Raw genomic sequence first — 24,893 nt, forward strand, 5'->3', positions numbered from 1 at the left:
CACTTGCCTGCCCGACCGCATCGAACCTATTGTCCCCTCAGTCAGTGGGGAGTTCAGAGTTTTGCATTTCGTCATTGGTCTGATCGTTTCAGGCCTGATCGCCGGTTCGGCGGCCCAGCAGACCCCGCCCATCTTCCAGCCCGGCGCGCCCGGCGCTCCCTCACGAGTCATCACACCTGCCCAGGCCCTGGAGCTTAGCCGTTCGGGCTATACGGCGGGCGATGTCCGCTTCATGCAACATATGCTGGTCCACCACGGCCAAGCCGTGGAGATGGTCGACCTGCTGAAGGTCCACGGTTCCGACGCGACGGTTCGACGCCTGGGCGAGCGAATCGCCATGGGTCAGGAAGCCGAGATGGTCATCATGGAGGCCTGGCTGCACAGCCGCGAACAGCCGACCGCCATGACCATGGGCGCAGCCGACCACTCTGGTCACGCCGGCATGGATCATTCCGCCCACGCGGGTCATGGCGACATGGCCGCGTCGATGGCCGCCCCGTCTGAAACGGCTGTCATGCCCGGTATGCTGTCCCCGGCCCAGATGGTTCGCCTCGCCGCGGCGAGAGGCGCCGACTTCGACCGACTGTTCCTTGAAGGCATGATCCAGCACCACCAGGGCGCCCTCGACATGGTCGATGAGCTGATGGCCGAGCCGGACGCCGCCGAAGATCCCACCCTGTCGGATTTCCTGAGTTCGGTCGTCGCCGACCAGAATGCCGAAATCCTGCGTATGCAGTCCCTGCTTTCGGCCCTCGTGCCCGCGCAGGCATTCAACTCAACTCCCGCCACCTAGAAACCCGGAGCATTCATGATCGTGCGAACCCTATTGCTGTCCTCCGTTGCGGCCATGAGCGTGATGCTCGGCGCCGCATCGGCCTCGGCTCAGACCCAGGTCCTCGTCCCCGACGCGCGCAGCACCCTGTCGCCCGGCCTGCGCGACGCCGGTCAGGCCGCGTCCAACCTGACGCTGGAATATTCGGTCGCCCCGGCGCCCGGCTTCTTTGATCCCGAAGCCCTGTTCGCCCCCACGCCGCGCAGCGACGACGATGAGGACGCGCCCCGCCCGCCTCAACCCGAGGTCAAACCGAAGTTCACGCCGCTGGCCCTGTCCAACAGCGACATGGCCATGTCCAACGGCCGCCTGTTCGTCGGCAACTTCAACGGCTTCAACGCCTATGACGTGACCCAGGGCGAGCCCAAGCTGGTCATGTCGGTCGTTTGCCCCGGCGGCCAGGGCGACCTGTCGATCCACGGCAACCTGCTGTTCATGTCGGTCGAACAGAACCGTGGCCGGCTGGATTGCGGCGTCTCCGGCGCCGAAGGCGATGTGAATGCCGAGCGTTTCCGCGGCATCCGCATCTTCGACATCACCGACCTTGACGCCCCCCGTCAGATCGCGGCCGTCCAGACCTGCCGCGGCTCCCACACCCACACTCAGGTGCCGGACCCGACCGACCCGAACGTGCTGTACCTCTACAACTCGGCGACGTCGGGCGTGCGCAAGACCGACGAACTGGGCATCTGCTCCGAAGGCGAGCCTGACGCCAACCCCGAGACCGCCCTCTATTCGATCGACGTCATCAAGGTGCCGCTCGACCGGCCCCAGGACGCCGCCATCGTCAACCGTCCCCGCATCTTCGCTGACGCAGCCACCGGCCGCGTCGCCGGTCTGTGGCAGGGTGGACGCATCGGCGTCGCCGCCCAAAACACCGCTCAGACCAACCACTGCCACGACATCACCGTCTATCCGGAACGCGGCCTGGCGGCCGGCGCCTGTAGCGGCAACGGCATCCTGCTGGACATCTCGGACCCGCAGAATCCCAAGCGTATCTCCGAGCTGTTCGATCCCGACATGGCCTACTGGCACTCGGCGACCTTCGACAACGCCGGCGACAAGGTCCTGTTCACCGATGAATGGGGTGGCGGCACCCAGGCGCGTTGCCGTGCTGAAGACCCCTCCAACTGGGGCGCCAACCTGATCGCCACCATCGACAACCGCCAGCTTCGCGGCCGCAGCTTCTACAAATTGCCCGCGCCCCAGACGGCCGCTGAAAACTGCGTCGCCCACAACGGCACCCTGATCCCCGTCCCCGGCCGCGACCTGATGGTCCAGGCCTGGTACCAGGGCGGTCTGTCGATCGTGGACTTCACCGACCCGGACAAGGCGTTCGAAGTGGCCTCGTTCGACCGTGGCCCGATTGAAGCCGACCGCATGGTCGTCGGCGGCTTCTGGTCGACCTACTGGTTCAACGGCCGCATCTACGGCAGCGAGATCGCCCGCGGCGTCGACGTCCTGCGTCTGGTCCCCAGCGAGTTCCTGTCGGCGGCCGAAATCGCCGTCGCCGAGAGCATGATCTCCAACGAGATCAACCCGCAGACCCAGACCGAGTACAAGTACGGCGATACGCCTGACGTGGCGGCCGCCTATGCCGACCAGTTGGCGCGTACGGCAGGTCACGACGCGGCCCTGACCGACAAGGTCCAGGCCGAGATCGTCAAATGGCGTGCCGGCTCGACCGACCGCGCCTCGTCGCAATCCCTGTCCGTCGCCCTGACGGCTGCGGCCGACAAGGCCACGGGCGCCGACGCCAACCGCCTGAAGGCGCTGGCTGGCATCTTCGAGCGTCTGTCGGCCGCCTGATCGGACGCCGCCTTCCGGCGGCGACCTTTCCTTAAGCGGATGTTCGGGCCGGTTTCGCTTTGCGGGACCGGCCCGAATGCTGTCTGGGCCAAGGCTTTTCCACGCCCACGCGGGGCATAGAAAAAGGGGCGCGGCCTGCATGGCCGCGCCCCTTTTGTCTGTCGCAAAACGCCTGCTTTAGCGGGCGAACTTCTGGAACTTGATTCGGTGCGGGATCAGGCTGTCGGCGCCCAGGCGGCGCTTCTTGTCTTCTTCGTAGGCCTCGAAGTTGCCCTCGAACCATTCGACGTGGCTGTCGCCCTCGAAGGCCAGGATGTGGGTCGCCAGACGGTCCAGGAACCAGCGGTCGTGGGAGATGACCACGGCGCAGCCCGCGAACTCCTCCAGGGCCTCTTCCAGGTTCTGCAGCGTCTCGATGTCCAGGTCGTTGGTCGGCTCATCGAGCAGGATCAGGTTGCCGCCCGTCGCAAGCGTCTTGGCCAGGTGGACGCGGTTGCGCTCACCGCCCGACAGTTGGCCGACCTTCTTCTGCTGATCCCCGCCCTTGAAGTTGAACGACCCGACATAGGCGCGGGTGTTGATCTCGCGCTTGCCGACCATCATCACGTCGGTGCCGCCCGAGACTTCTTCCCAGATGGTCTTGTTGGGATCGAGCGCGTCGCGCGACTGGTCGACATAGGCCAGCTTGACCGTCTCGCCGACCTTGATGGTGCCGCCGTCAGGAGTTTCCTGGCCGGTGATCAGCTTGAACATGGTCGACTTGCCGGCGCCGTTGGGGCCGATGACGCCGACGATGCCGTTGGGCGGCAGCTTGAAGGTCAGGTTGTCGAACAGGACCTTGTCGCCATAGGACTTCTGCATCCCCTCGACTTCGAGGACGACGTTGCCCAGGCGCGGGCCAGGCGGGATCTGGATGACGGCGTGGGTCTGGGCGCCGCGCTGCTGGTCCTGCTCGTCCACCATCCGCTCATAGGCGGCCAGACGGGCCTTGGACTTGGCCTGCCGAGCCTTGGCGCCCGAACGGACCCATTCCAGTTCGCGGGTCAGGGCGCGCTGGCGGGCTTCAGATTCCGAGTTCTCCTGCACGACGCGCTTCTGCTTGGCTTCCAGCCAGCTGGAATAGTTGCCCTCGTGCGGGTGGCCCTTGCCGCGGTCCAGTTCCAGCGTCCACTTGGTCACCAGGTCCAGGAAGTAGCGGTCGTGGGTCACCAGGATGACGCAGCCGGGGAAGGCCTCTAGGTGATGCTGCAACCAGGCGACGCTCTCGGCGTCCAGGTGGTTGGTCGGTTCGTCGAGCAGCAGCATGTCCGGCTTGGACAGCAGCAGGCGGGCCAGGGCCACGCGGCGCTTTTCACCGCCGGACAGGTTCTCGGTCGACCAGTCGTCGGGCGGGCAACGGAGGGCGTCCATCGCCATCTCGATGCGGCTGTCGATGTCCCAGACGTCGCCGGCGTCGATCTTCTCCTGGAGCTTGGTCATCTCCTCCATGAGCTCGTCGGTGTATTCTTCGGCCATTTCCATGGCGATGGCGTTGAAGCGGTTGACCCACTGCTTCTCTTCGCACCAGGCCTCCACGTTCTCACGGACGTTCAGGCTGTCGTCCAGGTGCGGCTCCTGCTCCAGATAGCCGCGCTTGATCCCGTCGGCGGCCTTGGCCTCGCCCGAGAATTCCTTATCCAGCCCGGCCATGATCTTCAGCAGGGTGGACTTACCCGAGCCGTTGACCCCGACCACGCCGATCTTGGCGTCGTTGTAGAAGCTCAGCCAGATGTTCTCGAAGATCTTCTTGCCGCCGGGAAAGGCCTTGGTCAGGCCCTGCATCTGGAAAATATATTGCTGCGCCATGAGGTGCGTTGCGCCCTGTCGTTCAATCGAATGGGGAGATAGGCGCGGGATGTAGCGATCCCGCCGCCGGGTGGCAAATGACCTAGCCGTTCCGCAGGGCGGTTTGAAGGCACGGCAAGGCCGCAGTTTCGGTTATGCGTAGTTGAAACTGATCGAGATCCGTTCTGACTTTGCTGCATTGGGCGGCACCTCATGGCGCAGCCAGCTCTCCCACATCAAGACCGTGCCGGCGCGCGGGGCCAGATAGACGAAGGGTTTCTCAGCCTCCGAAGCGGCTTCGGACACGGCGGGCCGCGCCATCATCATCGCCAGGCGCGGATCCTCCAGCTTCAACGACGAGGCGCCGTCAGGCACCTCGACATAGACAGTGCCGCTGAGAAAGGCGTGCGGATGGATGTGGCCCGAATGCCCGCCGCCGGGCTTCAGCAGGTTGACCCAGAGATTATCCAGCCGGGGCTTCCTGGCCAGGTCGAAATTCAGCGCCCGCGCATAGGCCACCGCGTGCCGGTCCAGATGCCGCTTCAGTTCCGCGAACTCGGGCATCCGGTTGGGCAGGTCGTTCAGCGAGCCATAGGAGGTATAGCCGCGATAGCCGTGGGCGCGACACCAGGCCCTGCCCGCCCCATCCTCGGCCGCCAGCATCCTTACCGCCTCGACCAGGCTGTCGTTGAAGGCCTCAAACCCTGGCGTGGTCGAAAGCGTGGCCTCATAGACCTGGGTGACGAACAAGGGACGGAGAACAGGGGTCTGGGGCATGGGGTGTCCTTTAGCCTCCGCCGCCCCCCCTGCGCCACCCGCCGTCATGCCCCTTGTGCATCCATAAGCGCCGCCGGTGTTGACCCGGCGTGCGGCGCATGGTCCCTGCCCGGTCCTCTGTCGCGCCCCATTGTTAGCCAAGCCCCATGTTGAGCCCCGCCACCCGCACCACTGCCAAGGACCTGCTGACCCTGGCCTGGCCGGTCATTCTTGCGCGCCTGGGCATCATGACAATGGGCCTGACCGACGCCATCGTGGTGGGCAATTTCTCGGGCCGGGAACTGGCCTATCATTCGCTGGCCTGGGCGCCGACGGCCGTCGTGGTGACAACCTCGGTTGGACTGCTGATGGGGATTCAGGTCATGATCGCCCGCGTCATCGGCGAAGGGCGGCCAGAAGCGGCGGGAGCCGTGCTGCGACGCGGCCTGGTCTATGGGCTTCAGATCGGCATTCTGGCCATGGTCGCCCTGATCGCCCTGGGCCCCTGGGCGTTGCGCCACATGGGCCTGGAAGATGGACTGGGCGAGGGCGCAGGCCCGGCCCTGATCGTGTTTTCCCTGTCCATGCCCTTCTATCTGGTGTCGGTGGCGTGCCAGTTCTTCCTCGAGGCCCTGGGTCGCCCCAAGGCCGGCATGGTCGCCATGTGGGTCGCCAATGGCGTCAACTTGGCGCTCAATCTGCTGCTGGTGCCGGACCTGCTGGGCCTCGGCTTCAACGGCGCCTTCGCCTCGGCCTGGGCCACCTTCGGCGCACGAGCGTCTCTGGCCGTCTTCCTGATCTGGTTCATCATGCGCCTGCCCGAGGCTCGCGCCCTGGGCGTATTCCGCAAGCCCACGCCCGAACCCGCCGCCGCGCGGGAACAAATCCGCATCGGCGCCGGCGCCGGGTCGTCGTATTTCATCGAGGTCGCCGCCTTCGCCCTGATGACCATCATCGCCGGTCAGTTGGGCGCCGCCGAGACGGCCGCCTGGGCCGTCGTCCTGAACGTCTCGGCCATCGTCTTCATGATCCCCATGGGTCTGTCGTCGGCGACCGCCGTCCTGGTCGGTCGAGCCTATGGCGCGCATGACGGGGCGGGCGTGCTGCGCGCTGGCCTGGTGGGGATTGCCGCCGTGACGGCGCTGACCCTGATCGTCGCCCTGATCACCTGGCCCGGTGCGGGCGCCATGGTCGCCGCCTACAACCGCGACCCGGCTCTGCTGGCCATCGCCGCGCCCGCCCTGGTGCTGGCCTCGCTGTTCTTCGTCGCCGACGGCATCCAGGTCGTCGCCGCCCAGGCCAACCGCGCGGCAGGCGACATCTGGTGGCCCACCATCATGCACATCACCGCCTATGGCGCGATCATGATGCCACTGGGCTGGGTTCTCGCGCACCAGATCGGCGTGGACGGACTGGTCTGGGCGGTGATCGTGGCCAGCCTGGTCTCGTCCACCCTTCTGACGGGACGGTTCATCCGCGTGGCCAGGCGGTTACCGGGCCAGACCGCCGCCGTCTGACGCGCCGCCCGACGGCGGGCGCGCCCTACTGAACCGGATCGACGCCTTCAGAACGCAGGCCGACCTCGTCGAGGGTCGCAGGCTGGGTGGCGATGTCGTTGCGGATACGACGCGCGGCATGCTCGCACCGCCCGGGCAGGCCGAAGAACAGCCCGAAAGCCTGGCTGCGCGCCATCTCGTCCTCCTGGGCCAGCAGGGGCGTCCAGCGAGCCGTCGCCGCCTCGGCCGCCTGGGCCGCTGCGGCGCGCGTGGCCGGCGTCTGGCGCGGTCCGGCGACCGCCAGGGCTGAACGGAAGTCCGAAGCCTCCAGTCGGCCCAGCCGGATGATCTCGAGGTCCTCGGGGTTCCGGTCCGTCAGGGTTTCGCCCAACCGCACATGACCGCTGACCAGAGCGTCACACCAGGCCACCAGAGGATAGTCCTGGTCCGGGGCTCCGCGCGGCAGAGGATTGGAATAGGCCAGCGCCTCGCGCAGGCGCAGTTCCGAACTCGATTCCGCGCCGCGACCCGCCGTCATGATCGGGCCGTCATCGCCCGGCGCCTGTTGAGCTCCGGTCGTCTGGCTGAACAAGGCGGCGGCGAAGGCGAGAGCGGTCAGCATGAAGGCGTCCTGGGTCGGTTGAAACATCAGTTACGCGCCCGTCGTGACGCGTCGACCGCAACGCTTGAAGCCGCCCGATGGTTTTTCTGCGGCGCAAAAAGAAAGGGCGGCGGACCCGAAGATCCGCCGCCCAGTCATTTCAGATTTCGCTGTCCTTAGAAGGAGTAGCGAACGCCGACGTATGCACGACGCGGGGCAACCCAGTTGGTTGCGTCCTGGTAGGCGTACTGACCGCTACCAGCGCGGTTAGCTTGGACTTGCGTGGCCGATTGCTCGTCCAGGACGTTGAACACGTCGAGGAAGAACTCAGCCTCGCCGACCGGCAGGTCGCGGACGTACTTAAAGCGCATGTCGAACGTGTAGTAGTCCGGGTTCTTCTCGCTACCGACGAAGCCAGGCAGGACCCAGCTGTCGGTGATGCCACCGAACTCATAACCGTCCGACATCGGAGGCAGGTAGCGGCTCTGCACCACGTCAGCCGGGGTGTAGAGGGCGCCGCTGTTCCAGTTGAACACGCCGGAGATTTGCAGACCGAAGTCGAAGTCATACGAACCGTAGGCCTTGAACTGGTGTTCGATGTTACCAGCCTGAGGACCCCACATGTTCGGAGCGCGCGGATCGAGAGCGATCCAGTCGCCCTGGAAGTCGGCGTTGCCGTCCGAGTTCGAGTTACCCTCGGCCTTGTTCCAGGTGTACGACATCTGGCCATTCCAGTTGTCGGTCTTGAACTTGGTCAGGACCAGTTCGACGCCGGTGTACTCACGCTTGCCACCCAGAAGGGTGCCGATCACGTAGTTCGTGCCGGGGTTCGTGTCGTAACCGAAGTAGGACAGCGGGATGTAGAACTGCGAGCCCGGATAGGCGAAGCCGTTCGCGCCGCAGGCAGCCGCCGTACAATCCGGGTCGGAGTAGAGACCCAGGTCGTAGTCTTCCATGATGTCCTTGGACACGCGACGCGTGACCGTGGCGGACAGACCGATGCTCGAACCGATCGTGGTCGAGGCGCCGACCATGAACTCGTCGGTGTAGGGCGTCTTGGTCGCCGGCGAGATCTGGGCATCGCCCGGACCGCGCGTACGGAAGGTGATCCATTCGCCGTTGACGTTGATCTGTTCGTTGTTGATCGGACCCGTCAGGGCGCCGGCGAAGTCAGACATGTCGTTGCGGATCGGGTCGTAGTAGCGGCCGGCGAAGCCGAACACCTTGGTACGGCCGTCGCCGAACAGGTCAAAGGTCGCGCTCAGACGGGGAGCGATTTCCCAGTCAAAGCTCGCGATCTTGCTGCCGTCCGAAGCGAAGTGTTCCCACTTCTCGGCGCGAACACCGACCGCCAGGGTCAGTTGGTTCATCGTCCAGGTGTCCTGCAGATACAGGGACTGGCCTTCGGTCGAGACCGTGTAAGGACCGTCTTTTTCACGAACGGTGCGGTAGACGTTGACGTTGCCGTAAGGGTTGCCCGTGGTGTCGTTGAACACCAGCGCGTCGGCTTCCAAACTCGAAACTTCACCGTCGGCGTCGGTATCAAGCAGGGCCAGAGCGTTGGCGTTAGCCGACAGCGCGGGCAGCAGGAAGGCCGAGTAGTCGGTCGCGGTGATCGAGCGGGCGGTCCAGCCTGCGAAGACCAGGTTACCGTCCTCATCGAAGGTCCGAGGACGACGATAGGTGCCCAGCGTGGTGCCGAGATAGTCGGGAGCCAGCGAGTTGTAGGTCACGCCACCGGGGACCGAGTCGGTCTGGAAGTAGGTGTTCTCGGTCGAGACGAAGCCCGCCTTGAACGTGTGCGTGCCGAAGCTCGAGTCCAGGAAGTATTCGAAGTTGAAACCGTATTCTTCACGGTCGCGGTGTTCTTCGAAGTTGATGCCGCGGCCGCCCAGTTGGCGATCGTAGATCGTCGACGGATCGGAGTTGAAGTAGGTGACGTTGTCACGGACCGTGTTGTCGTTTGCGACGTCGGTCAGCTCGGATTCATGCTTGAAATAGTAAGCATTGAACAGCAGGTCGCCCCACGTACGCGAATAGTCGATCTTGTAGTTGTCGCCGCCTTGCGTACGCGAATAGTCACGACGATTGATGATGGCCGACGAGTTCTGACCGCTGATTTCCGTGGGGTCGCTGAAGAAGGTCGCGGTCAGACGGTCGTTGTCCGTAACCTGCCAGGTCAGCTTGCCGAAGTAGTAGTCTTGGTCGCTTTCGACCGAACGCAGGATTTCACCGGAGTCCGTGTCGAGAACGTCGTCTTCACGGTTCTTCTTCTGGTACGAACCGAACAACCAGAGGCGGTCGCGGATGATCGGGCCGCCGATGGTGAAGGCGGTGTCATAGGTCGAGAAGCCGCCCGACGTGTTGTGCTTGTCCTCGGCGACCAGGTCGTCGTTCTGCAGGTAGTAGTTGAGCGAACCGTGCCACTCGTTCGAACCGGACTTGGTCACGACGCGCGAGATCAGGCCCGAACCACCGGCGTATTCAGCGGGCACGCCGCCGACGATGACCTGTTGTTCCTGGATGATTTCGGAGTTGAAGTTCGAACCGAAGGTGCCGGTGACGGGGTCGGTAACGTCGACGCCGTCCAGGTAGTAGAGGTTGTCGGTCGAGGCGCCGATGGCGCCGTTGACGTCGGAGTAGTTGACGCCCGAACGCGACGAAGGGTTGCCGCCGTTCGAAGGCTTAACGCCGGGAACCAGTTGCAGGTAGCTCTGGTAGTTACGGCCGGTGGGCAGGGATTCCACAACGGCGAGCGTCAGGGTGGTGCTGACCTGGGCCGAGGTCACGTCGATGGCGGCGAGCGAACGGCCGGTGACGACGATGTCGTCCAGGTTCGTTGCATCGCTAGCGCCGCTGCTCAGGACGTAGCCGACCGAGAGGTCGCGGCCGGTGACGACGGCGACGTTGCTGGCGCTGTAGTCAGCGTAGCCGGGAGCGGCGATTTCGACGGTGTAGTTCTGCGACGGATCAAGACCCGCGACGCGGACGCGGCCGGTCGCATCGGTGACGCCCGAACGCGTGATCAGGCTGTCCGGCGAGCTCACGATCACGGTTGCGCCGGACAGGGGCTGGCCGTCGTTTGCCGTGACGGCGACGCGCAGGGCGCCCGTCTGCGACTGCGCCATCGCGCCGCCGGCGAAGAACATGCCCATCGCTGCGCTGATCGCAACGGTGCTGACGCCCTTGGCCAGGTGGTTGAAACGCTTCTGGTTAGTCATAAGTCGTAGCCCCTTATAAAGTGACGCCAAGCTGTCTGAGGGGCGCATCGCTGAATGCGCCTACGGACCCCACGCCGCTCGGATTGCCGCCATCCTAGGCAGGCGTGAAGCGGGGTCCAAGATCAATTACATACCTGTAACAGGATCGACGCCGGGCTGTCTCAATCTCGCCACACCAGAGTTTGATGGCTAAGCTTGATTTTAAGCCGATGATTTCCATAAGCTTTATCCCTTGTGTCCGGGCGCATTTCCGACACACATGAGACGTGACGTTGAGTTTGCCTTAAGGAACTGGGCCAAATTCTCGGCTATGGCAGCGCTTTCTCATCAGGGCTGGCGGCGGGGTGATCGCCCTGGATTCAGCGCTGAATCGCGACTCGCGCCGCATAGGGCGTCGGCTCTGGCGTGCAGGAGGCGGTGATCAGTTGCGCCGCCATGAGACACAGAATCGCCGCTGCGATCGGCTGGAGCCGATTTGACACATTATAGGCCAGGGATTGAACCACGACGCACGCTCCGCAACAGGTTTACGACCTGTTAAGGCAAGGGTCGGACCAGAGCGGTTCAGCCCGCTACGGATTCCGCTGCGGGCGTCGATCATGCCAGTCGAGGTAGTTTCAATGATCCCCTTCGTGCGCGAGTTCGATTTCGTCCACGGGCGGCGCGACCAGGTCTCGCCCCTGATCCAGCGGGTCATCGCCGCCAATCCCGGCCCCTTCACCTATACGGGCACGGGCACCTACATCATCGGCCGGGACGAACCCGGCGCGGCCCTGGCGGTGATCGATCCCGGTCCGGCGGACGAGATGCATCTGCACGCCCTGATGGCGGCGGTGAACGGTCGCCGGGTCAGCCATGTGCTGGTGACCCACACGCACAGCGACCACTCTCCCCTCGCCCGCCCCTTCGCCCAGAGGACCGGCGCGACCATCCTGGCGGCCCGGCCGCCGGCGCGCGAGACCCATGCCTCGGGCCGGCTGGACGAGGAGGAGGACGGCGCCTTTCAGCCCGACGAGCTTTTGACCGGCGGTGAGCGGATCGTGGGCGACGGCTGGACCTTCGAAGCCCTGGCCACGCCCGGCCACGCCTCGAACCACATGGCCTTTGTGCTGGAAGAGGAGAACGCCCTGTTCAGCGGCGACCATGTGATGGGCTGGTCGACCACCGTGGTTGCGCCGCCGGACGGGGACATGGTCGCCTATATGGCCAGTCTGGACGCCGTCATCGCGCGCGACTTCGCCACCCTGTGGCCCACCCACGGCGCGCCGATCACCGAACCTGCGCCTTTTCTGGCCGCTTATAAGGCGCACCGGTTGGGGCGAGAGGATCAGGTCCTGGCGCGGCTGGCGGCGGGGGACCAGACCATCCCGGCCATGATCCCGACCCTTTACGCCGCGGTCGACAGCCGGCTGTGGCCGGCCGCCAGCCTGTCGGTGCTGGCCCATCTGATCAAGCTGGTCGGCGAGGGCCGCGTGTCCGCCGAGCCCCAAGCGACGCTGGATGCGACCTACGGGCTGGTCTGAAGGACTTCGACGATCCTGGTGGCCAGGCGACAAGCCTCGCCGCCGTCGTCACGGTCGTCGCGCGCGGTGACCCGAACGTCGGTGCGGCCCGGACGGATGCGAACGACCGCATCATGGGTGAAGCCGAACCAGAAACTGTGGTGGCTGCCGTCGGCGCGGCCCACGCCGATGCCCGCGACCTCGAACCCGGCCTCCTTCAGCGCATAGCCTGCGACGCCCGGCGCGACCTGGGTCGGCACCGAGACGGCGGCGGGACACCGCGCCCCCTGCTGCGCCCAGCGCGCCATGAGCGCGGCATCGCCTGCGGGTCTGACGGCCATGATCTGGCGGCTGAAGACCGGCGGGTCGGCGGGATTGGTGGAGACGTCCGGCGACGACTGGTTGGCCTTGATCCCGGCGTCGTGGCGAAGGAACTGGCCGATGGTCAGCCCGGCGACGACGATGGCCAGAGCGGCGAAGATCCCCGCGCGCTTCCACGCGCCGAAGGCCAGGATGAGGGCCCCAACAGCCGCAGCCGCACCGACCCAGGCCAGAGCCCAGGCCGCCTTCAGCGTCAGCACGTCGAACGCAAAGGCGCGGTCCCAGGCGCCGGTCTTGACCCCCGCCGCAGCGATGAACACCAGAAGCGGAGCCAGCAGGCTGATGGCCACGCAGGCCAGGGCCGCCTTGACCCGGGTGTCGCCGGTTCGTTTGGTCGCCATGGTTCGTCCTTTCGTCCGCAGTTCTCGCGCCCGACGCCGCCGGGTGTCAGCCGATCTGGGCGCGGTGCCTCAGCTTGGCGTCGGCCAGGACGCAGGCGGCCATGGCCTCGACCACCGGCACGCCGCGCAGGGCCACGCAGGGATCATGGCGCCCCTTTGTCCTCAGATCGACCTCGGTCCCGTCGCGGGTGACGGTCTGACGCAGGGTCAGGATCGAGGATGTCGGCTTGAAGGCCACCCTCAGGGTCAGGGGCTGGCCGGTGGAGATGCCGCCCAGGACGCCGCCTGCATGGTTGGACAAAAAGACCGGCTGGCCGTCGGCGTCCAGCCGCATCTGGTCGGCATTGGCCTCGCCCGACAGTTCGGCGGCGCCGAAGCCCGCGCCGATCTCTACGCCCTTGACCGCATTGATCGACATCATGGCGGCGGCCAATTCGGCGTCCAGCTTGGCGTAGAGGGGCGCGCCCCAGCCGGCGGGAACGCCCGTGACCTCCAGCGCCACGACGGCGCCGATGGACGAACCGGCCTTGCGGACGCCATCCAGATAGGCTTCCCACGCCGGCACGACCTCGGCGGAGGCGGCGAACAGCGGGTTGTCATAGACGGCGCTGAAATCGATGGCCTCGTCGGCAATCCGGTGCGGGCCCAGTTGCACGACGCCGGCGCGGATGACGACGCCCTCGCCCAGAACCTTCCTGGCCACCCCGCCCGCAGCGACCCTGCTGGCCGTCTCGCGCGCCGAGGACCGCCCGCCGCCGCGCGGATCACGCACGCCGTATTTGGTTTGATAGGTCATGTCGGCGTGACCGGGGCGATAGGCCCGCGCGATCTCGCCATAGTCCTTGGAGCGCTGGTCCTCGTTTTGGATCTCGATGGCGATGGGCGTCCCGGTGGTGACCGGGCCGCCGCCGTCGTCGAACACCCCCGACAGGATGCGGGCCGTATCGCTCTCGTTCCTCTGGGTGACGAAACGCGAGCCGCCTGGCTTCCTCTGGTCCAGCCAGGGCTGGAGGTCGGCCTCGGTCAGGGAGATCAGGGGCGGACAACCGTCCACGACACAGCCGATCGCCGGCCCGTGGCTCTCGCCCCAGGTGGTCACGCGAAACAGATGGCCGAAGGTATTGTGCGACATAGGGCGTGGCTTAGGCCGCCAGACGCTCCGGCGTCCAGACCCGAGCGAACCGGGCCAGCAGATGTTCGGCCGCCGACGGCGCATCCTCGGACGGCTCCAGCGTCACGAACAGGTGCCCTGCCGCCTTGGATCCACGCGCGGGAAGGCCCAGATCGCGCAGCCGCAGCCGCACCGGCGCCGTCAGGCCGGGCGCGACCCAGGCGCCGCGGGTCCCGGCATGGGTCTCGATCTCGACGCGTCCGCCGTCCTCCAGCGAACGCGGCGGCACGGCCCAGGTCATGTAGAGGTCATCGCCCAGCACCGACAGGCCGTCGGCGGCCTTGATCAGCACGGGCAGATACAGGTCTGCGCCGTCATCGCGCCCCGCCTTGAGCCGCAGATGGTCGCCGGTCCGCACGCCGGGCGCGGTCCGCACCTTCAACAGCCGGCCGCCGATGCGGACATGGCTGAAGCCGCCCGCCACGGCCTGCATCGGGGTGACCGACACCACCGGCAGGGCCTCAGGCTTGGCCTGGGGCGCCGCCAGGCTGACGCGGGCGCCGCCGCTCTGCTGGATCAGGCGATAGGCGGCGATGACGCGGCGGAACCGGTCGGCGTCCCCGCCGGGCATATCCGGCCGCGCCGCCTTGACCGCCTCGCGAAAGGCGCGGGTCAGGGCGTCTCCACCCGTGGGCCCGTGCAGGCCCAGAATGGCGAAGGCCTGGCCCAGGTTGGGCGCGAGACCGGGATTGAGAGTGGCGTGCGACGCTGACATCCCGCGATAGATGTCGGCAACATGGTCAAGGCGGAGTTAACCGTGCGGTTCTCATCGGACGACGCTATATGCGATCCATGACCCCGCCGACCGCAAACAACGCCATTCCCGCCAGTCCCGACCGCGAGACCTATGCGCGCGACTATGCCGCCGCCCTGGCCGCCAATGGTGATGACGCCATCTTCGACCGGACCGAGCCGATCGGCCTGTTCGTCGACTGGCTGGCCGATGCCGGACGGCATGAGATCAACGATCCCAACGCCATGGCCCTGTCGACCGTGGATGCGGACGGCGCGCCCGACAGCCGCATGGTGCTGCTGAAGGATATCGACGCGCGCGGCTTCACCTTCTTTTCCAACCGCGAGAGCGCCAAGGGACTGCAACTGGACGCGCACCCGAAAGCCGCCCTGCTGTTCCACTGGAAGTCGCTGCGACGTCAGGTGCGGGTGCGCGGCGCGGTCGAGCCGGTCTCGCAGGCCGAGGCCGATGCCTATTTCGCCACACGTGCGCGCGAGAGCCAGATCGGCGCCTGGGCGTCGGACCAGTCCCGTCCCCTGCCCGGCCGCGACGCCCTGAACCAGGCCATCGCCCGCGAGACCACTCGCTTCGAAGGCCAGAACGTGGCCCGCCCCGAGCGCTGGACCGGCTGGCGCGTGGTTCCTCAGGCCGTGGAGTTCTGGCGCGACCGCCCCTTCCGCCTGCACGACCGGCTGCGGTTCGAGCGCGACGCAGACGGCTGGAGCCGGGGTCGCCTCTATCCCTGATCGACGCCGTAGCGGGCCAGGAAGGTCTCGACCGCATCCTCGGCGATCTGCTGGGCCGAACGCTGGGCCTTGACCTCGTCGCCTGTGACCATGGGCATGAAGAAGACCGGATGTTCGATCATCCCCATCAACTGGCCCGCAGCCCAGGACGGCTTGTCGACGCAAAGCTCGTTCGCCGCCGACAGATCGCGCAGCGCCTCCATCAGCGGTCCGCCGAAGTCGCGGCGTCCGCGCTCGAAGAACTGCATGGCGACGTCGCGAAAGCGCGGACGCTCGGCCATCACCAGCCGGAACATCGAGCGCACGAAGCCGTCGCCCAGGAACTCGGCGTAGGCCAGTGCGAAATAGAGCAGCCGCTCGCGCGCCGGCCCCGAGGCCGTCCGCACGCGAGCCATCTTGCGCGAAAATTCCTCGGCCGCGTCGTCGATGGCGGCCGCGAACAGGTCATCCTTGGAGGGGAAATAGCCGTACAGGGTCGCCGTCGAGACCCCGGCGGCGCGCGCGATGGGCTCGATCCGCGTGGCGGCGTAACCCGATGTCATGAAGGCGCGCCCCGCGTGCCGGATGATGGCGGAGCGGCGCGGATCGCCGTCGGGGTTTCTCGGAAAAGTCGGATTATCGTCAGTCACACGCAGAAAGTGTCGCTAAATCACGACGTTCGCAAGCGCTAACGCCTGACCCGTCAGGTTTTGACAGAGGCCAGCAGCGGGTGGGCCAGCACCGGCGCCGCCAGCACCGCCACCGTGGTCGGGTTTTCCAGCCGGACCGCCGCGGTGACATCGGCGATGACGATGTCGGCCTGCGCCTTTGACGGCTCGGTGAGCCGCTCGTGTCCGGGTCGCACCGTGGCCAGATATTGATCGATGACCGATGTCGCCGTGCGGCCCCGCTCGGCCTGATCGCGCAGCAGGCGGCGGATGAAGCGGATATCGGCCGGCGTATCGACGAACACCCGCAGATCGAACAGGGCGGCCAGCGCCGGCGTGCACAACAGATGCGTACCCTCGACCAGAACCACCGCTGCGGCGCGGACCGCCTCGCCTCCGGGCTCGCGGCCATGGTGGACGAAAGAATAGATCGGCGCGGATATGTCGCGCCCGGCCTTCAGCGCGGTCAGGTCGGCGTGCAGCAGATCGTGGTCGCGCGCCGCCACGTCATCGAAATCGAAGGTCGCCGCGTCGAAGTCGGGCAGTCCGGCCGCGTCGCGATAATAGGCGTCCTCGCGCAGCAGGACCGCCGCGCCCGCAGGCAGGGCGGCGACCACAGCCTCGGCCAGGGTCGATTTGCCCGATCCGGAGCCTCCCGTGATGGCGATCAGTACGGTCATCAACAACAGTCCAGCTTGCACTCGCATCTTGTGGCGCGGCGGGGCTTCTTAGGCGGCCAGACCTGTATTGACCATGGTCGTAGGTGACCCTGCGTCACGTTGCTTATCAGCGGTCACCTGACTAGCGTGTCCTCAAGCGCCGCATTCAGTCGGCGCAGATGCGAGGAATGCGATGCTGGGTTTGATGCAGGACTGGCCGCTGACGGTCGACAAGATCATCGATCATGCCAGGAACTGGCATGGCCATCGCGAGGTCGTGACCCGGTCGGTCGAGGGGCCGATCGTCCGCACCACCTACGGCGAGATCCATACCCGCGCCAAGAAGGTCTCGAACGCCCTGCTGGCCTGGGACGTAAAGCCCGGCGACCGCATCGCGACCCTGGCCTGGAACACCGGCAAACATATCGAGGCCTGGTACGGCATCATGGGCATAGGCGCGGTGTGCCACACCCTGAACCCGCGCCTGTTCCCCGAACAGCTGGTCTACATCATCAACCATTCCGGGGATCGCATGATCTTCGTGGACCTGACCTTCGTGCCCTTGCTGGAGGCGGTGCTGCCGCACTGTCCCAAGGTCGAGAAGGTCATCGTCATGACCGACGAGTGGAACATGCCGGCGACCAAGCTGCCCGGCGCCGAATGCTATGAGCAAATCCTGTCCGAAGCTTCCGCCGATGTGACCTGGGGCGACTTCGACGAACAGACCGCCTGCGGCCTCTGCTACACCTCCGGCACGACGGGCAATCCCAAGGGCGTGCTGTATTCGCATCGCTCCAACTTCATCCACACCCTGCTGGGCCTGCAGACCACAGTCCTGGGCGCGACGCCGTCCGAGGTCATCCTGCCCGTCGTGCCCATGTTCCACGCCAACGCCTGGGGCATCGCCTTCGGCGCCCCGGCGGCGGGCTCCAAGCTGGTCATGCCGGGCGCCAAGATGGACGGCGCCTCGATCTATGAGCTGATCGTGTCCGAGGGCGTGACATTCTCGGCCGCCGTGCCCACCGTCTGGCAGGGGCTGCTGGCCCACCTGCGCGAGCACAAGCTGCAGATCCCCACGGTCAAGCGCGTGCTGATCGGCGGCTCGGCCGTGCCCGAAAGCCTGATCCGGGCCTTCCACGACGAGTTCGGCATCGAGGTGCTGCAGGGCTGGGGCATGACCGAGACCTCGCCCATCGGCACCCTGTCCAACATGACGCCCGAGCTGAAGGCCCTGCCCTATGACGAGCAGATGAAGTGGCGGATCAAGCAGGGCACCCCGCCGCTGGGCGTCGAGCTGAAGCTCAAGAACTACGCCGGTCAGGAAATGCCGCACGACGGGCACACCTATGGTCGGCTGATGATCAAGGGGCCGACCATCGCCGGCGGCTATTTCAACTCGGACGAGGTCATCCTCGACGCAGAGGGCTTCTTCGACACGGGCGACGTCTCGACCATCGACGAACAGGGCTTCATGCAGATCACCGACCGCGCCAAGGACGTGATCAAGTCCGGGGGCGAGTGGATCTCCTCGATCGACATCGAGAACATCGCCATGGGCCACCCCCGTGTCGAACTGGCCGCCGTCATCGGCGCCGCCCACCCCAAATGGGACGAACGCCCGGTCCTGGTGGTCAAACTCAAGCCCGACCAACCGCAGGACAAGCAGGAACACCTCGACTTCCTGGTCGGCAAGATCGCCAAATGGTGGATGCCCGACGACGTGGTCTTCGTCGATGACATCCCCCTGGGCGCGACGGGCAAGATCGACAAGAAACTGGTCCGCGAACGGCTGAAGGACTACCGCCTGCCGACCGCAGAGGCCTGATCGACCGCGCAGCCCTGGCCGCCGGTCAGGGCTGCAATGCCGCGCGCTTCAGCGCGACCAGATTGGCCGAGCCGGTGCAGAAGCAGACCGTGCGCAACTGGCGGATCATCAGCTGGAAATGGGCGACCACCGCCTCTGTCGAGACGGTCGCTGCAGCCAGCACGCCGGCCGCCTGACCGACCACATCGGCGCCCAGACGGATGGCCTTGGCCGCATCCACGCCGTTGGCGATCCCGCCCGAGCCGATGACCACGGCGCGAGGGCAGGCGCGGCGCACGTCGACAATGGCCTGGGCGGTCGATACGCCCCAGTCGGCGAAGGCGGCGGCGTGGGCGCGGTCCGTTTCCTGTTCGGCGCGCTCGCCCTCGATCAATCCCGTGTTCGAGCCGCCTGCGCCTGCCACGTCGATGGCGGCGGCGCCCATGTCGATCAGCCGGCGCGCCGTCGCGCCCGACAGGCCCGCGCCCGTCTCCTTGACCACGACCGGCGTGTCCAGTTTGCGGATCAAGGCCTCCAGCGCCGCGCCGACGCCCCACCAGTCGCGGTCGCCCTCGGGCTGACAGGACTCCTGCAAGGGATTCAGATGTACGATCAGGGCGTCGGCGCCGATCATGTCGATCGCCCGTCTCGCCTCGTCCAGCCCGAAGCCGCGCGTCAGTTGGGCCGCCCCGACATTGGCCAGGATCGGCGTGTCCGGCGCCCGGTCGCGCAGACGTCGGGTCAGGCTTGCTGAGCCTCCCTCCCCCTCTGCGATGGCCACGCGCTGGGAGCCCACGGCCAGGGCGATGCCCAGTTGCTGGGCGGCCTCGGCCAGATGGGTGTTGATCGCCTCGGCCCGCCCTGGTCCGCCGGTCATCGCGCTGATCAGAAAGGGCGCCTTGAGCCGGTAACCCAGGAAATCGGCGCCCAGGTCGATCTTGTCGTGATCAAGATCGGGCAGGGCTTCGTGGACAAAGCGGACCGCGTCGAACCCGGCCGGCCGCGCGTGACGCCCCGCGCCCGACAGCACGACATCGAGGTGCTGATCCTTCCGGTCCGAGATGTCCGCCAATGCCCCGCTCCCGATATGAGACCGCCGACCGCGCAGGCTGCGCGATCGGCGGCGGGTCTAGAACGCAGAGACGGCGCGAAGTGTCCGTCCCGGCGTCAGGGCTTGCGCGACACCGTCAGGGCATAGGCGCCCGTCGAGCCGGACGCGAAGCTGCGCGCGCGGATCACATAGGTCCCCGTATCCTCGACGGTCCACTCGACCTTGGCGTGAGTGTCCGACAGGCTGTCGTCGTCGCTGGCCACGCTGTTCCAGTTGCCGTCGCTTTCGCGCCCGATGTCCAGATAGGCGTCGAAGTCGTTGGAGGTCATTGTCACCTCCAGCTTTTCACCCTCGGTGACGCGCACCGCATAGGCGTCGAACAGGGCGCCGTCCTCGGCGATGGCGTCCGTGTCGGCCAGGGTCCCGCGCGCCGTGGCGCCGACCAGGATGCTGCCCGGCTGGGGCTGCGGGCCCTTGTCCAGCAACTCGATGGAGAACAGGCCCTCCGAGCCGCTGCTCAGCGGCGTGGCGCGCACGATGTAGTCGCCGGTCTTGGGCAGGATGAAGTTAAGCCGTGAATCCGTGCCCTCGCCCAGGCCGTCGTCGTCCTGGCCCAGCGCCTCAAACGACGCATCGGCGTGGCCGACCTGCAGATAGGTGTCGAAGTCGCCCGAGCGCATGATGATCTGGACCCGGTTGCCCTCGGTTCCGCTGAACCGATACTCCACCATGCCGCGGCCCTCTTCGTCCTGAGGTCCCTTGGCGGAGATTTCGCCACGCAGGGTCTCGCCGATAGCCAGGGGCGTCGCGGCCGGGGGCGGCACCGCCTCGCCCAGCGCGAAGGTATAGGCGCCGTCGCCGTTGCCCGACAGGGCTCGGGCCTGGAGCGTGTATTCGCCGGCCGCAGGCAGGGTGAAGATGATGCGCGAATTGGTGCCTTCGACGCCGCCGTCATCGTCCTGGTCGAGGCTCTGGCCCGAGGCGTCGAACAGTTCCAGATAGGCGTCGAACGCGTCAGAATTCATCGTCGCGTCGATCCGCTGGCCCGCAGCGCCGGTGAAGCGATAGGCGTCGGCGCGGACACCGCTCTCGTTCACACCCGTCTCGGACCCCAGGCGGCCATCGATAGAGGCGCCGAAGTTGATCGGGGCGGCAGGCAGGGGCGCCGGCGCCTCGCTGAGACCGACCGTATAGTCACCCCGGCCCTCGCCGCCCAAGGCCTGGGCGTGGATCACGAACTCGCCGGAGCTGGGCGCGGTGAAGATCAGGTAGGAATCCAGACCGCCCGAGGGCGAGTCGTCGTTCTCGGCCAGTCGAACGAAGGATCCGCGCTCCATCCGACCGACGCGGACGAAGGGATCGAAATCCTCGGCCTTCAGCGAGATGGCGAACCGATCTCCCTGACGGGCGCGGAAGACATAGGCGTCATAGGAGCCCTCCTCGTTGTCGGCCTCGGGATCGCGGTCGGTCAGTTCGCCGGACAGTTCTCGGCCCATGCTGATCGCGGTCGGACGCGGCGCACGCGGCGCAGGCGGGCGCTCGGTCAGAGCCAGACTGTAGCCGCCGCCTTCCAGACCGCTCAGGGTGCGGGCGCGAAGCGTGTATTCACCGTCGGACGGCACGACGAAACGCAGTCGGGAGTTGACCCCTTCGCCCAGTCCGTCGTCGTCGGAGGCGAAGGATTCGTCCGAGCCCGGCGCAAAGACCTCGAGATAGGAATCGAACGCCTCGGACCGCATTACGGCCTCCAACCGCTGACCGGCGCGACCGCGAATGCGGTAGGCGTCGTAGCGGTATTCGCCCGAATCATTGTCGCCGCCGACCGAATCCTGGCCGTCAAGCACGCCCTGGATCGAGGAACCGATTCGAAGCTCGGTCTGAGCGTTGGCGTGACCCGCTCCCCCGAGAAGCGCGCCCATGCTCAAGGCGGCGGCGCTGACGGTGACGGCGAAGGGAGTGCGGCGCATAGGTTTCCTCGAGGTTTGTCGGCCGATCATAGACGCCGAACTGTGACCACTGTAAATCGCCCTCATCTGAACGATACCTGACGAAAGCTCTGCTATGGCGGAAACGATCCCTCACGCCCCCTCGATCGTGGATAAGGCCATCGACGGCAAGGCCTTCGCCGCCGGCCTGGTCGACCGCATCACCGGGGCCTCCGCGCGCCTGCGGGCCGATCACGGCGTCCAGCCCGGCCTGGCGGTGGTCATCGTCGGCGAGGACCCGGCCAGCCAGATCTACGTCCGCAACAAGGGCGAGACGACCCTGCGCGCCGGGATGCGGTCCGACACGCACCGGCTGGACGCAGGCACCAGCCAGGCCGACCTGCTGGCCCTGATCGCCCAGCTGAACGCCGACGCCGGCATCCACGGCATCCTGGTGCAACTGCCCCTGCCCGGGCACATCGATTCCACGGCGGTTCTGGACGCCATCGACCCCGACAAGGATGTGGACGGCTTCCATGTCGTCAACGCCGGGCGGCTGGCCGTCGGACTGCCCGGCATGGTCCCCTGCACGCCCCTGGGTTCGGTGATGCTGCTGAAGGACGCCCTTGGCGACCTTTCGGGCCTGAACGCCGTCATCGTCGGCCGCTCCAACATCGTCGGCAAGCCAATGGCTCAGCTTCTGCTGGCCCAGAACTGCACCGTAACCATCGCCCACTCTCGCAGTCGCGACCTGCCCGCCCTGTGCCGCGAGGCGGATATCCTCGTCGCCGCCGTGGGTCGGCCGGAGATGATCCGGGGCGACTGGATCAAGCCCGGCGCCGTCGTCATCGACGTCGGCATCAACCGCGTTCCGTCCGCCGATCCGGTCAAGGCCGCCGAGGGCAAGACCCGCGTCGTGGGCGACGTCGCCTTCAAGGAGGCGGCCGCCGTGGCCAGTCGCATCACCCCGGTGCCCGGCGGCGTGGGACCGATGACCATCGCCTGTCTGCTGGCCAACACCTATGTCGCCGCCTGCCGCGCGAATGGCGTCGAGCCACAACCATTGGACGCTTGAAGCCCGCCCCCTCAGGCGTAATAGTCCGACTCGAAGGCGCAAGCGTCCATGCGCCATAGAGGAAGCGACCATGCTGCGTCTTGACCCTCGTTTGACGGCTATCGCCGCCGTCGTCGTGCTGGCCCCTGCGGCTGCGGGCTGCGGCTACAACACCATCCCGACCAAGCAGGAACGCGCCGAGGCCGCCTGGGCCGATGTCCAGAGCCAGTACCAGCGCCGGGCCGACCTGATCCCCAACCTGGTCGCCACCGTCCAGGGCGCCGCCATCGCCGAACGCACCACCCTGACCGAGGTCATGGAGGCCCGCGCCCGCGCCACCTCGGTGCAGATCACGCCGGAAACACTCAGTGATCCCGCCGCCTTCCAGGCCTATCAGGCGGCGCAAGGTCAGTTGACCGGCGCCCTGTCGCGCCTGCTGGCGACGGTAGAGGCCTATCCGACCATCCAATCGAACCAGAACTTCCTCAACCTGCAGTCCCAACTGGAAGGCACCGAGAACCGCATCACCATCGCCCGGCGCGACTACAACGAGGCGGTGCGCGACTATAATCTGTCGCTGCGAACCTTCCCCAGCGTGATCTGGGCCAAGACCGCCCACGCCAGCGCCCAGCCCATGACCTTGTTCGCCGCCTCGGCCGAGGCTCAGTCTGCGCCGACAGTGGCCTTCAACGTCGGGCCGAACGCTGCGGCGCCTGCGCCCGCACCCGCCGCCGCACCGGCGCGGTGATGAGCGCACCCCGCGCGGCGGGGACTTTTGGCGCCCGGGGCTTGGGTGGACGGCTTCTGGGCCTGCTGCTCTGCTGCTGGCTCGCGCTTTTTGCGTCCAATGTCTGGGCTGCCGAGCCGACATTTCCAGCGCTGAGCGGCCGGGTCGTCGACCAAGCCGACCTGCTGCCCGCTCAGACCCGCGCCGACCTCGACGCCAAGCTGGCCGCGCTGGAAACGGACACCGGCGCACAGCTTGTGGTCGTCACCCTGCCTGACCTTCAGGGCTATGAGATCGAGGATTACGGCTATCGCCTGGGCAGGGCCTGGGGCATCGGGCCGGGAGCCACAGATCGCGGCGTCCTGCTGATCATCGCCCCGACCGAGCGCAAAGTAAGGATTGAGGTCGGCTATGGACTTGAGCCTGTGCTGACGGACGCCATGTCCAGCCACATCATCCAGACCGAGATCCTGCCCCAGTTCCGCGAGGGCGCCTTTGGCGCGGGCGCGGTCGCCGGGGTCGACGCCATCATCACCCAGATCCGCCTCGATCCTGCCGAGGCCGAGGCGCGGGTTGCGGCCCTTCAACCGGAGAACGTCGAGGCCCCGATTGGCGTGGGCGTATTGGTGATCCTGGTCTTCGTCTTCCTGGTGCTGGGTCTGGTCCGTTCGGGCGGTCGGCGGCGCGGGCGGCGGCGCAAGGGTGACGTCGGGTCCATCCTGCTGTGGGCGGCCAGCGAGGCTCTCAGCAGCGCAGCCCGCTCCGGCTCGAGCGGAGGCGGCGGGTTTGGCGGTGGCGGCGGCTTCAGTGGCGGCGGCGGCAGCTTCGGCGGCGGGGGCGCATCGGGCGGATGGTGAAATCCCTCTCACAGGAAGACCACGACCGTATCGGCCGGGCCATCGCCCAGGCCGAGACCCGGACCTCGGGCGAGATCTTCTGCGTCATCGCCGGGCGGGTGTCCTCCTATCTGGACGTCAGCCTGGGCTGGTCGGCGGCTGCGGCCCTGATCCTGCCCCTCTGCCTGATCCCCCTCGGCTTCGATCCAGCCTGGTTCCCCGGCATCGCCGACAGCTGGGAGGCGGCGCAGCTTGCTGCACGGGATTTGACCGTGGCCCGCGCCCTGGGGGCCTATGCGGTGCTTCAGGCGGCGATCTTCATCGTCGTCTTCCTGCTGACCCGCCTGCCGTTCGTGCTCAGACTGGTGACCCCGCCGGCGATCCGGCGCGCCCGCGTGCGTCGCTCGGCTCTGCAACAGTTTCTGGCCCACGGCCTGCACGCCACGCGCGAGCGGACCGGCGTCCTGATCTTCCTGGCGCTCAACGACCGGCGGGCCGAGATCATCGCCGACACCGCCATCCATTCCCGTGTACCCGAAACCGTCTGGGGCGACGCCGTCAACGACCTGGTGGTGGCCATGCGCCGGGACAGGATGGCCGAGGGTTTCGAGGCCGCCATCGCCGCATCGGGCGCCGTCCTGGCCGAGCATTTTCCGCCGCGTGCGGACAACCCTGACGAACTGCCGAACCGATTGGTCGAAATCTGACGCAGAACCGTCGCCATCGCGAGGTCGCAATCGCGGCAGAAAGGGCCTAGCCCTTCGCGAGCGTCACAGC

At 66.9% G+C, this 24,893-nt stretch carries 21 protein-coding genes; 10 read left to right on the forward strand and 11 right to left on the reverse strand.

The features are described 5' to 3' along the window. Nucleotides 1-61: 61 nt before the first annotated feature. Together ACO05L_RS12395 and ACO05L_RS12400 are read left to right on the forward strand one after the other, a co-directional pair. Nucleotides 62-793: a DUF305 domain-containing protein gene (locus ACO05L_RS12395; RefSeq protein ID WP_421729470.1), complete on the forward strand. Its 732-nt coding sequence runs from the start codon at nt 62-64 to the stop codon at nt 791-793. 15 nt (nt 794-808) lie between these two features. After that, the gene (locus ACO05L_RS12400; protein ID WP_421729471.1) at nt 809-2,641 is read left to right on the forward strand and encodes an LVIVD repeat-containing protein; all 1,833 of its coding nucleotides are present in this window, start codon (nt 809-811) and stop codon (nt 2,639-2,641) included. A gap of 177 nt (nt 2,642-2,818) precedes the next feature. Here ACO05L_RS12400 and ettA read toward each other — a convergent pair whose 3' ends face one another. Together ettA and ACO05L_RS12410 are read right to left on the reverse strand one after the other, a co-directional pair. Beyond that, complete coding sequence (ettA, locus tag ACO05L_RS12405; protein ID WP_421729472.1) at nt 2,819-4,486, reverse strand: energy-dependent translational throttle protein EttA; 1,668 nt, start codon at nt 4,484-4,486, stop codon at nt 2,819-2,821. Nucleotides 4,487-4,618: 132 nt separating this feature from the next. Further along, nucleotides 4,619-5,242, reverse strand: a complete 624-nt coding sequence (locus ACO05L_RS12410; RefSeq protein WP_421729473.1) for a TIGR02466 family protein — start codon at nt 5,240-5,242, stop codon at nt 4,619-4,621. A 146-nt stretch (nt 5,243-5,388) separates the two neighbouring features. On the opposite strand from ACO05L_RS12410, the gene ACO05L_RS12415 reads away from it, so the two are divergent. Further along, nucleotides 5,389-6,738, forward strand: a complete 1,350-nt coding sequence (locus ACO05L_RS12415; RefSeq protein ID WP_421729474.1) for an MATE family efflux transporter — start codon at nt 5,389-5,391, stop codon at nt 6,736-6,738. A 25-nt stretch (nt 6,739-6,763) separates the two neighbouring features. Here ACO05L_RS12415 and ACO05L_RS12420 read toward each other — a convergent pair whose 3' ends face one another. Both ACO05L_RS12420 and ACO05L_RS12425 read right to left on the reverse strand, forming a co-directional pair. Beyond that, nucleotides 6,764-7,339: a hypothetical protein gene (locus ACO05L_RS12420; RefSeq protein WP_421729475.1), complete on the reverse strand. Its 576-nt coding sequence runs from the start codon at nt 7,337-7,339 to the stop codon at nt 6,764-6,766. Between the two features lie 155 nt (nt 7,340-7,494). Next, on the reverse strand, nt 7,495-10,539 hold the full coding sequence (locus tag ACO05L_RS12425) for a TonB-dependent receptor (protein ID WP_421729476.1): 3,045 nt from the start codon (nt 10,537-10,539) through the stop codon (nt 7,495-7,497). 620 nt (nt 10,540-11,159) lie between these two features. Between ACO05L_RS12425 and ACO05L_RS12430 the strand changes: the two genes are divergently transcribed. Further along, entirely contained in the window at nt 11,160-12,062 is a 903-nt protein-coding gene (locus tag ACO05L_RS12430; protein WP_421731690.1) for an MBL fold metallo-hydrolase, read from the forward strand. Here ACO05L_RS12430 and ACO05L_RS12435 read toward each other — a convergent pair. The 3 genes from ACO05L_RS12435 to ACO05L_RS12445 are packed head-to-tail and all read right to left on the reverse strand — an operon-like array spanning nt 12,047 to nt 14,649. Continuing rightward, a complete protein-coding gene (locus ACO05L_RS12435) occupies nt 12,047-12,763 on the reverse strand; it encodes a hypothetical protein (RefSeq protein WP_421729477.1) in 717 nt (238 codons plus the stop codon). The genes ACO05L_RS12430 and ACO05L_RS12435 overlap by 16 nt on opposite strands. Nucleotides 12,764-12,809: 46 nt before the next feature. Beyond that, on the reverse strand, nt 12,810-13,895 hold the full coding sequence (gene aroC, locus ACO05L_RS12440) for a chorismate synthase (protein ID WP_421729478.1): 1,086 nt from the start codon (nt 13,893-13,895) through the stop codon (nt 12,810-12,812). A 10-nt stretch (nt 13,896-13,905) separates the two neighbouring features. Beyond that, a complete protein-coding gene (locus ACO05L_RS12445; RefSeq protein ID WP_421729479.1) occupies nt 13,906-14,649 on the reverse strand; it encodes a DnaJ C-terminal domain-containing protein in 744 nt (247 codons plus the stop codon). A 77-nt stretch (nt 14,650-14,726) separates the two neighbouring features. Here ACO05L_RS12445 and pdxH point away from each other — a divergent pair, with 77 nt between their 5' ends. Continuing rightward, nucleotides 14,727-15,413, forward strand: a complete 687-nt coding sequence (gene pdxH / locus ACO05L_RS12450) for a pyridoxamine 5'-phosphate oxidase (RefSeq protein ID WP_421729480.1) — start codon at nt 14,727-14,729, stop codon at nt 15,411-15,413. Here pdxH and ACO05L_RS12455 read toward each other — a convergent pair. Both ACO05L_RS12455 and udk read right to left on the reverse strand, forming a co-directional pair. Next, nucleotides 15,404-15,955, reverse strand: coding sequence for a TetR/AcrR family transcriptional regulator (locus ACO05L_RS12455; RefSeq protein WP_421729481.1), 552 nt, complete (start codon nt 15,953-15,955; stop codon nt 15,404-15,406). The two genes, pdxH and ACO05L_RS12455, sit on opposite strands and share 10 nt — an antisense overlap. A 140-nt stretch (nt 15,956-16,095) precedes the next feature. After that, complete coding sequence (udk, locus tag ACO05L_RS12460; protein ID WP_421729482.1) at nt 16,096-16,740, reverse strand: uridine kinase; 645 nt, start codon at nt 16,738-16,740, stop codon at nt 16,096-16,098. Nucleotides 16,741-16,912: 172 nt separating this feature from the next. Here udk and ACO05L_RS12465 point away from each other — a divergent pair, with 172 nt between their 5' ends. Then, nucleotides 16,913-18,544, forward strand: a complete 1,632-nt coding sequence (locus ACO05L_RS12465; protein WP_421729483.1) for a long-chain-fatty-acid--CoA ligase — start codon at nt 16,913-16,915, stop codon at nt 18,542-18,544. Between the two features lie 25 nt (nt 18,545-18,569). Here the strand turns inward: ACO05L_RS12465 and fni are convergent, their stop codons facing one another. Both fni and ACO05L_RS12475 read right to left on the reverse strand, forming a co-directional pair. After that, nucleotides 18,570-19,595, reverse strand: coding sequence for a type 2 isopentenyl-diphosphate Delta-isomerase (gene fni, locus ACO05L_RS12470; RefSeq protein ID WP_421729484.1), 1,026 nt, complete (start codon nt 19,593-19,595; stop codon nt 18,570-18,572). A 95-nt stretch (nt 19,596-19,690) separates the two neighbouring features. Further along, nucleotides 19,691-21,541, reverse strand: coding sequence for a pre-peptidase C-terminal domain-containing protein (locus ACO05L_RS12475; RefSeq protein WP_421729485.1), 1,851 nt, complete (start codon nt 21,539-21,541; stop codon nt 19,691-19,693). Nucleotides 21,542-21,635: 94 nt separating this feature from the next. Here ACO05L_RS12475 and folD point away from each other — a divergent pair, with 94 nt between their 5' ends. The 4 genes from folD to ACO05L_RS12495 all read left to right on the forward strand — a co-directional run bounded on the left by folD (nt 21,636) and on the right by ACO05L_RS12495 (nt 24,823). Next, nucleotides 21,636-22,574 carry a bifunctional methylenetetrahydrofolate dehydrogenase/methenyltetrahydrofolate cyclohydrolase FolD gene (gene folD, locus ACO05L_RS12480; protein ID WP_421729486.1) on the forward strand — a complete coding sequence of 313 codons (939 nt, stop codon included), beginning with the start codon at nt 21,636-21,638 and terminating at the stop codon, nt 22,572-22,574. A gap of 70 nt (nt 22,575-22,644) precedes the next feature. Then, the gene (locus tag ACO05L_RS12485) at nt 22,645-23,301 is read left to right on the forward strand and encodes a LemA family protein (protein ID WP_421729487.1); all 657 of its coding nucleotides are present in this window, start codon (nt 22,645-22,647) and stop codon (nt 23,299-23,301) included. Continuing rightward, the gene (locus ACO05L_RS12490; protein WP_421729488.1) at nt 23,301-24,137 is read left to right on the forward strand and encodes a TPM domain-containing protein; all 837 of its coding nucleotides are present in this window, start codon (nt 23,301-23,303) and stop codon (nt 24,135-24,137) included. The genes ACO05L_RS12485 and ACO05L_RS12490 overlap by 1 nt, the downstream gene beginning before the upstream one ends. Further along, nucleotides 24,131-24,823 carry a TPM domain-containing protein gene (locus ACO05L_RS12495; protein WP_421729489.1) on the forward strand — a complete coding sequence of 231 codons (693 nt, stop codon included), beginning with the start codon at nt 24,131-24,133 and terminating at the stop codon, nt 24,821-24,823. Before ACO05L_RS12490 ends, ACO05L_RS12495 begins: the two co-directional genes overlap by 7 nt. Nucleotides 24,824-24,893: the final 70 nt, after the last annotated feature.

The sequence above is a fragment of the Brevundimonas sp. genome, assembly GCF_965227765.1.
GTDB lineage: Bacteria > Pseudomonadota > Alphaproteobacteria > Caulobacterales > Caulobacteraceae > Brevundimonas.

Excerpts from the sequence above, each read along its gene's own strand:
- ACO05L_RS12400 (WP_421729471.1), top strand. The coding sequence starts at position 809 with ATGATCGTGCGAACCCTATTGCTGTCCTCCGTTGCGGCCATGAGCGTG.
- ettA (WP_421729472.1), bottom strand. The coding sequence starts at position 4,486 with ATGGCGCAGCAATATATTTTCCAGATGCAGGGCCTGACCAAGGCCTTT.
- ACO05L_RS12410 (WP_421729473.1), bottom strand. The coding sequence starts at position 5,242 with ATGCCCCAGACCCCTGTTCTCCGTCCCTTGTTCGTCACCCAGGTCTAT.
- ACO05L_RS12415 (WP_421729474.1), top strand. The coding sequence starts at position 5,389 with ATGTTGAGCCCCGCCACCCGCACCACTGCCAAGGACCTGCTGACCCTG.
- ACO05L_RS12420 (WP_421729475.1), bottom strand. The coding sequence starts at position 7,339 with ATGCTGACCGCTCTCGCCTTCGCCGCCGCCTTGTTCAGCCAGACGACC.
- ACO05L_RS12425 (WP_421729476.1), bottom strand. The coding sequence starts at position 10,539 with ATGACTAACCAGAAGCGTTTCAACCACCTGGCCAAGGGCGTCAGCACC.
- ACO05L_RS12430 (WP_421731690.1), top strand. The coding sequence starts at position 11,160 with ATGATCCCCTTCGTGCGCGAGTTCGATTTCGTCCACGGGCGGCGCGAC.
- ACO05L_RS12435 (WP_421729477.1), bottom strand. The coding sequence starts at position 12,763 with ATGGCGACCAAACGAACCGGCGACACCCGGGTCAAGGCGGCCCTGGCC.
- aroC (WP_421729478.1), bottom strand. The coding sequence starts at position 13,895 with ATGTCGCACAATACCTTCGGCCATCTGTTTCGCGTGACCACCTGGGGC.
- ACO05L_RS12445 (WP_421729479.1), bottom strand. The coding sequence starts at position 14,649 with ATGTCAGCGTCGCACGCCACTCTCAATCCCGGTCTCGCGCCCAACCTG.
- pdxH (WP_421729480.1), top strand. The coding sequence starts at position 14,727 with ATGACCCCGCCGACCGCAAACAACGCCATTCCCGCCAGTCCCGACCGC.
- ACO05L_RS12455 (WP_421729481.1), bottom strand. The coding sequence starts at position 15,955 with ATGACATCGGGTTACGCCGCCACGCGGATCGAGCCCATCGCGCGCGCC.
- udk (WP_421729482.1), bottom strand. The coding sequence starts at position 16,740 with ATGACCGTACTGATCGCCATCACGGGAGGCTCCGGATCGGGCAAATCG.
- ACO05L_RS12465 (WP_421729483.1), top strand. The coding sequence starts at position 16,913 with ATGCTGGGTTTGATGCAGGACTGGCCGCTGACGGTCGACAAGATCATC.
- ACO05L_RS12475 (WP_421729485.1), bottom strand. The coding sequence starts at position 21,541 with ATGCGCCGCACTCCCTTCGCCGTCACCGTCAGCGCCGCCGCCTTGAGC.
- folD (WP_421729486.1), top strand. The coding sequence starts at position 21,636 with ATGGCGGAAACGATCCCTCACGCCCCCTCGATCGTGGATAAGGCCATC.
- ACO05L_RS12485 (WP_421729487.1), top strand. The coding sequence starts at position 22,645 with ATGCTGCGTCTTGACCCTCGTTTGACGGCTATCGCCGCCGTCGTCGTG.
- ACO05L_RS12490 (WP_421729488.1), top strand. The coding sequence starts at position 23,301 with ATGAGCGCACCCCGCGCGGCGGGGACTTTTGGCGCCCGGGGCTTGGGT.
- ACO05L_RS12495 (WP_421729489.1), top strand. The coding sequence starts at position 24,131 with ATGGTGAAATCCCTCTCACAGGAAGACCACGACCGTATCGGCCGGGCC.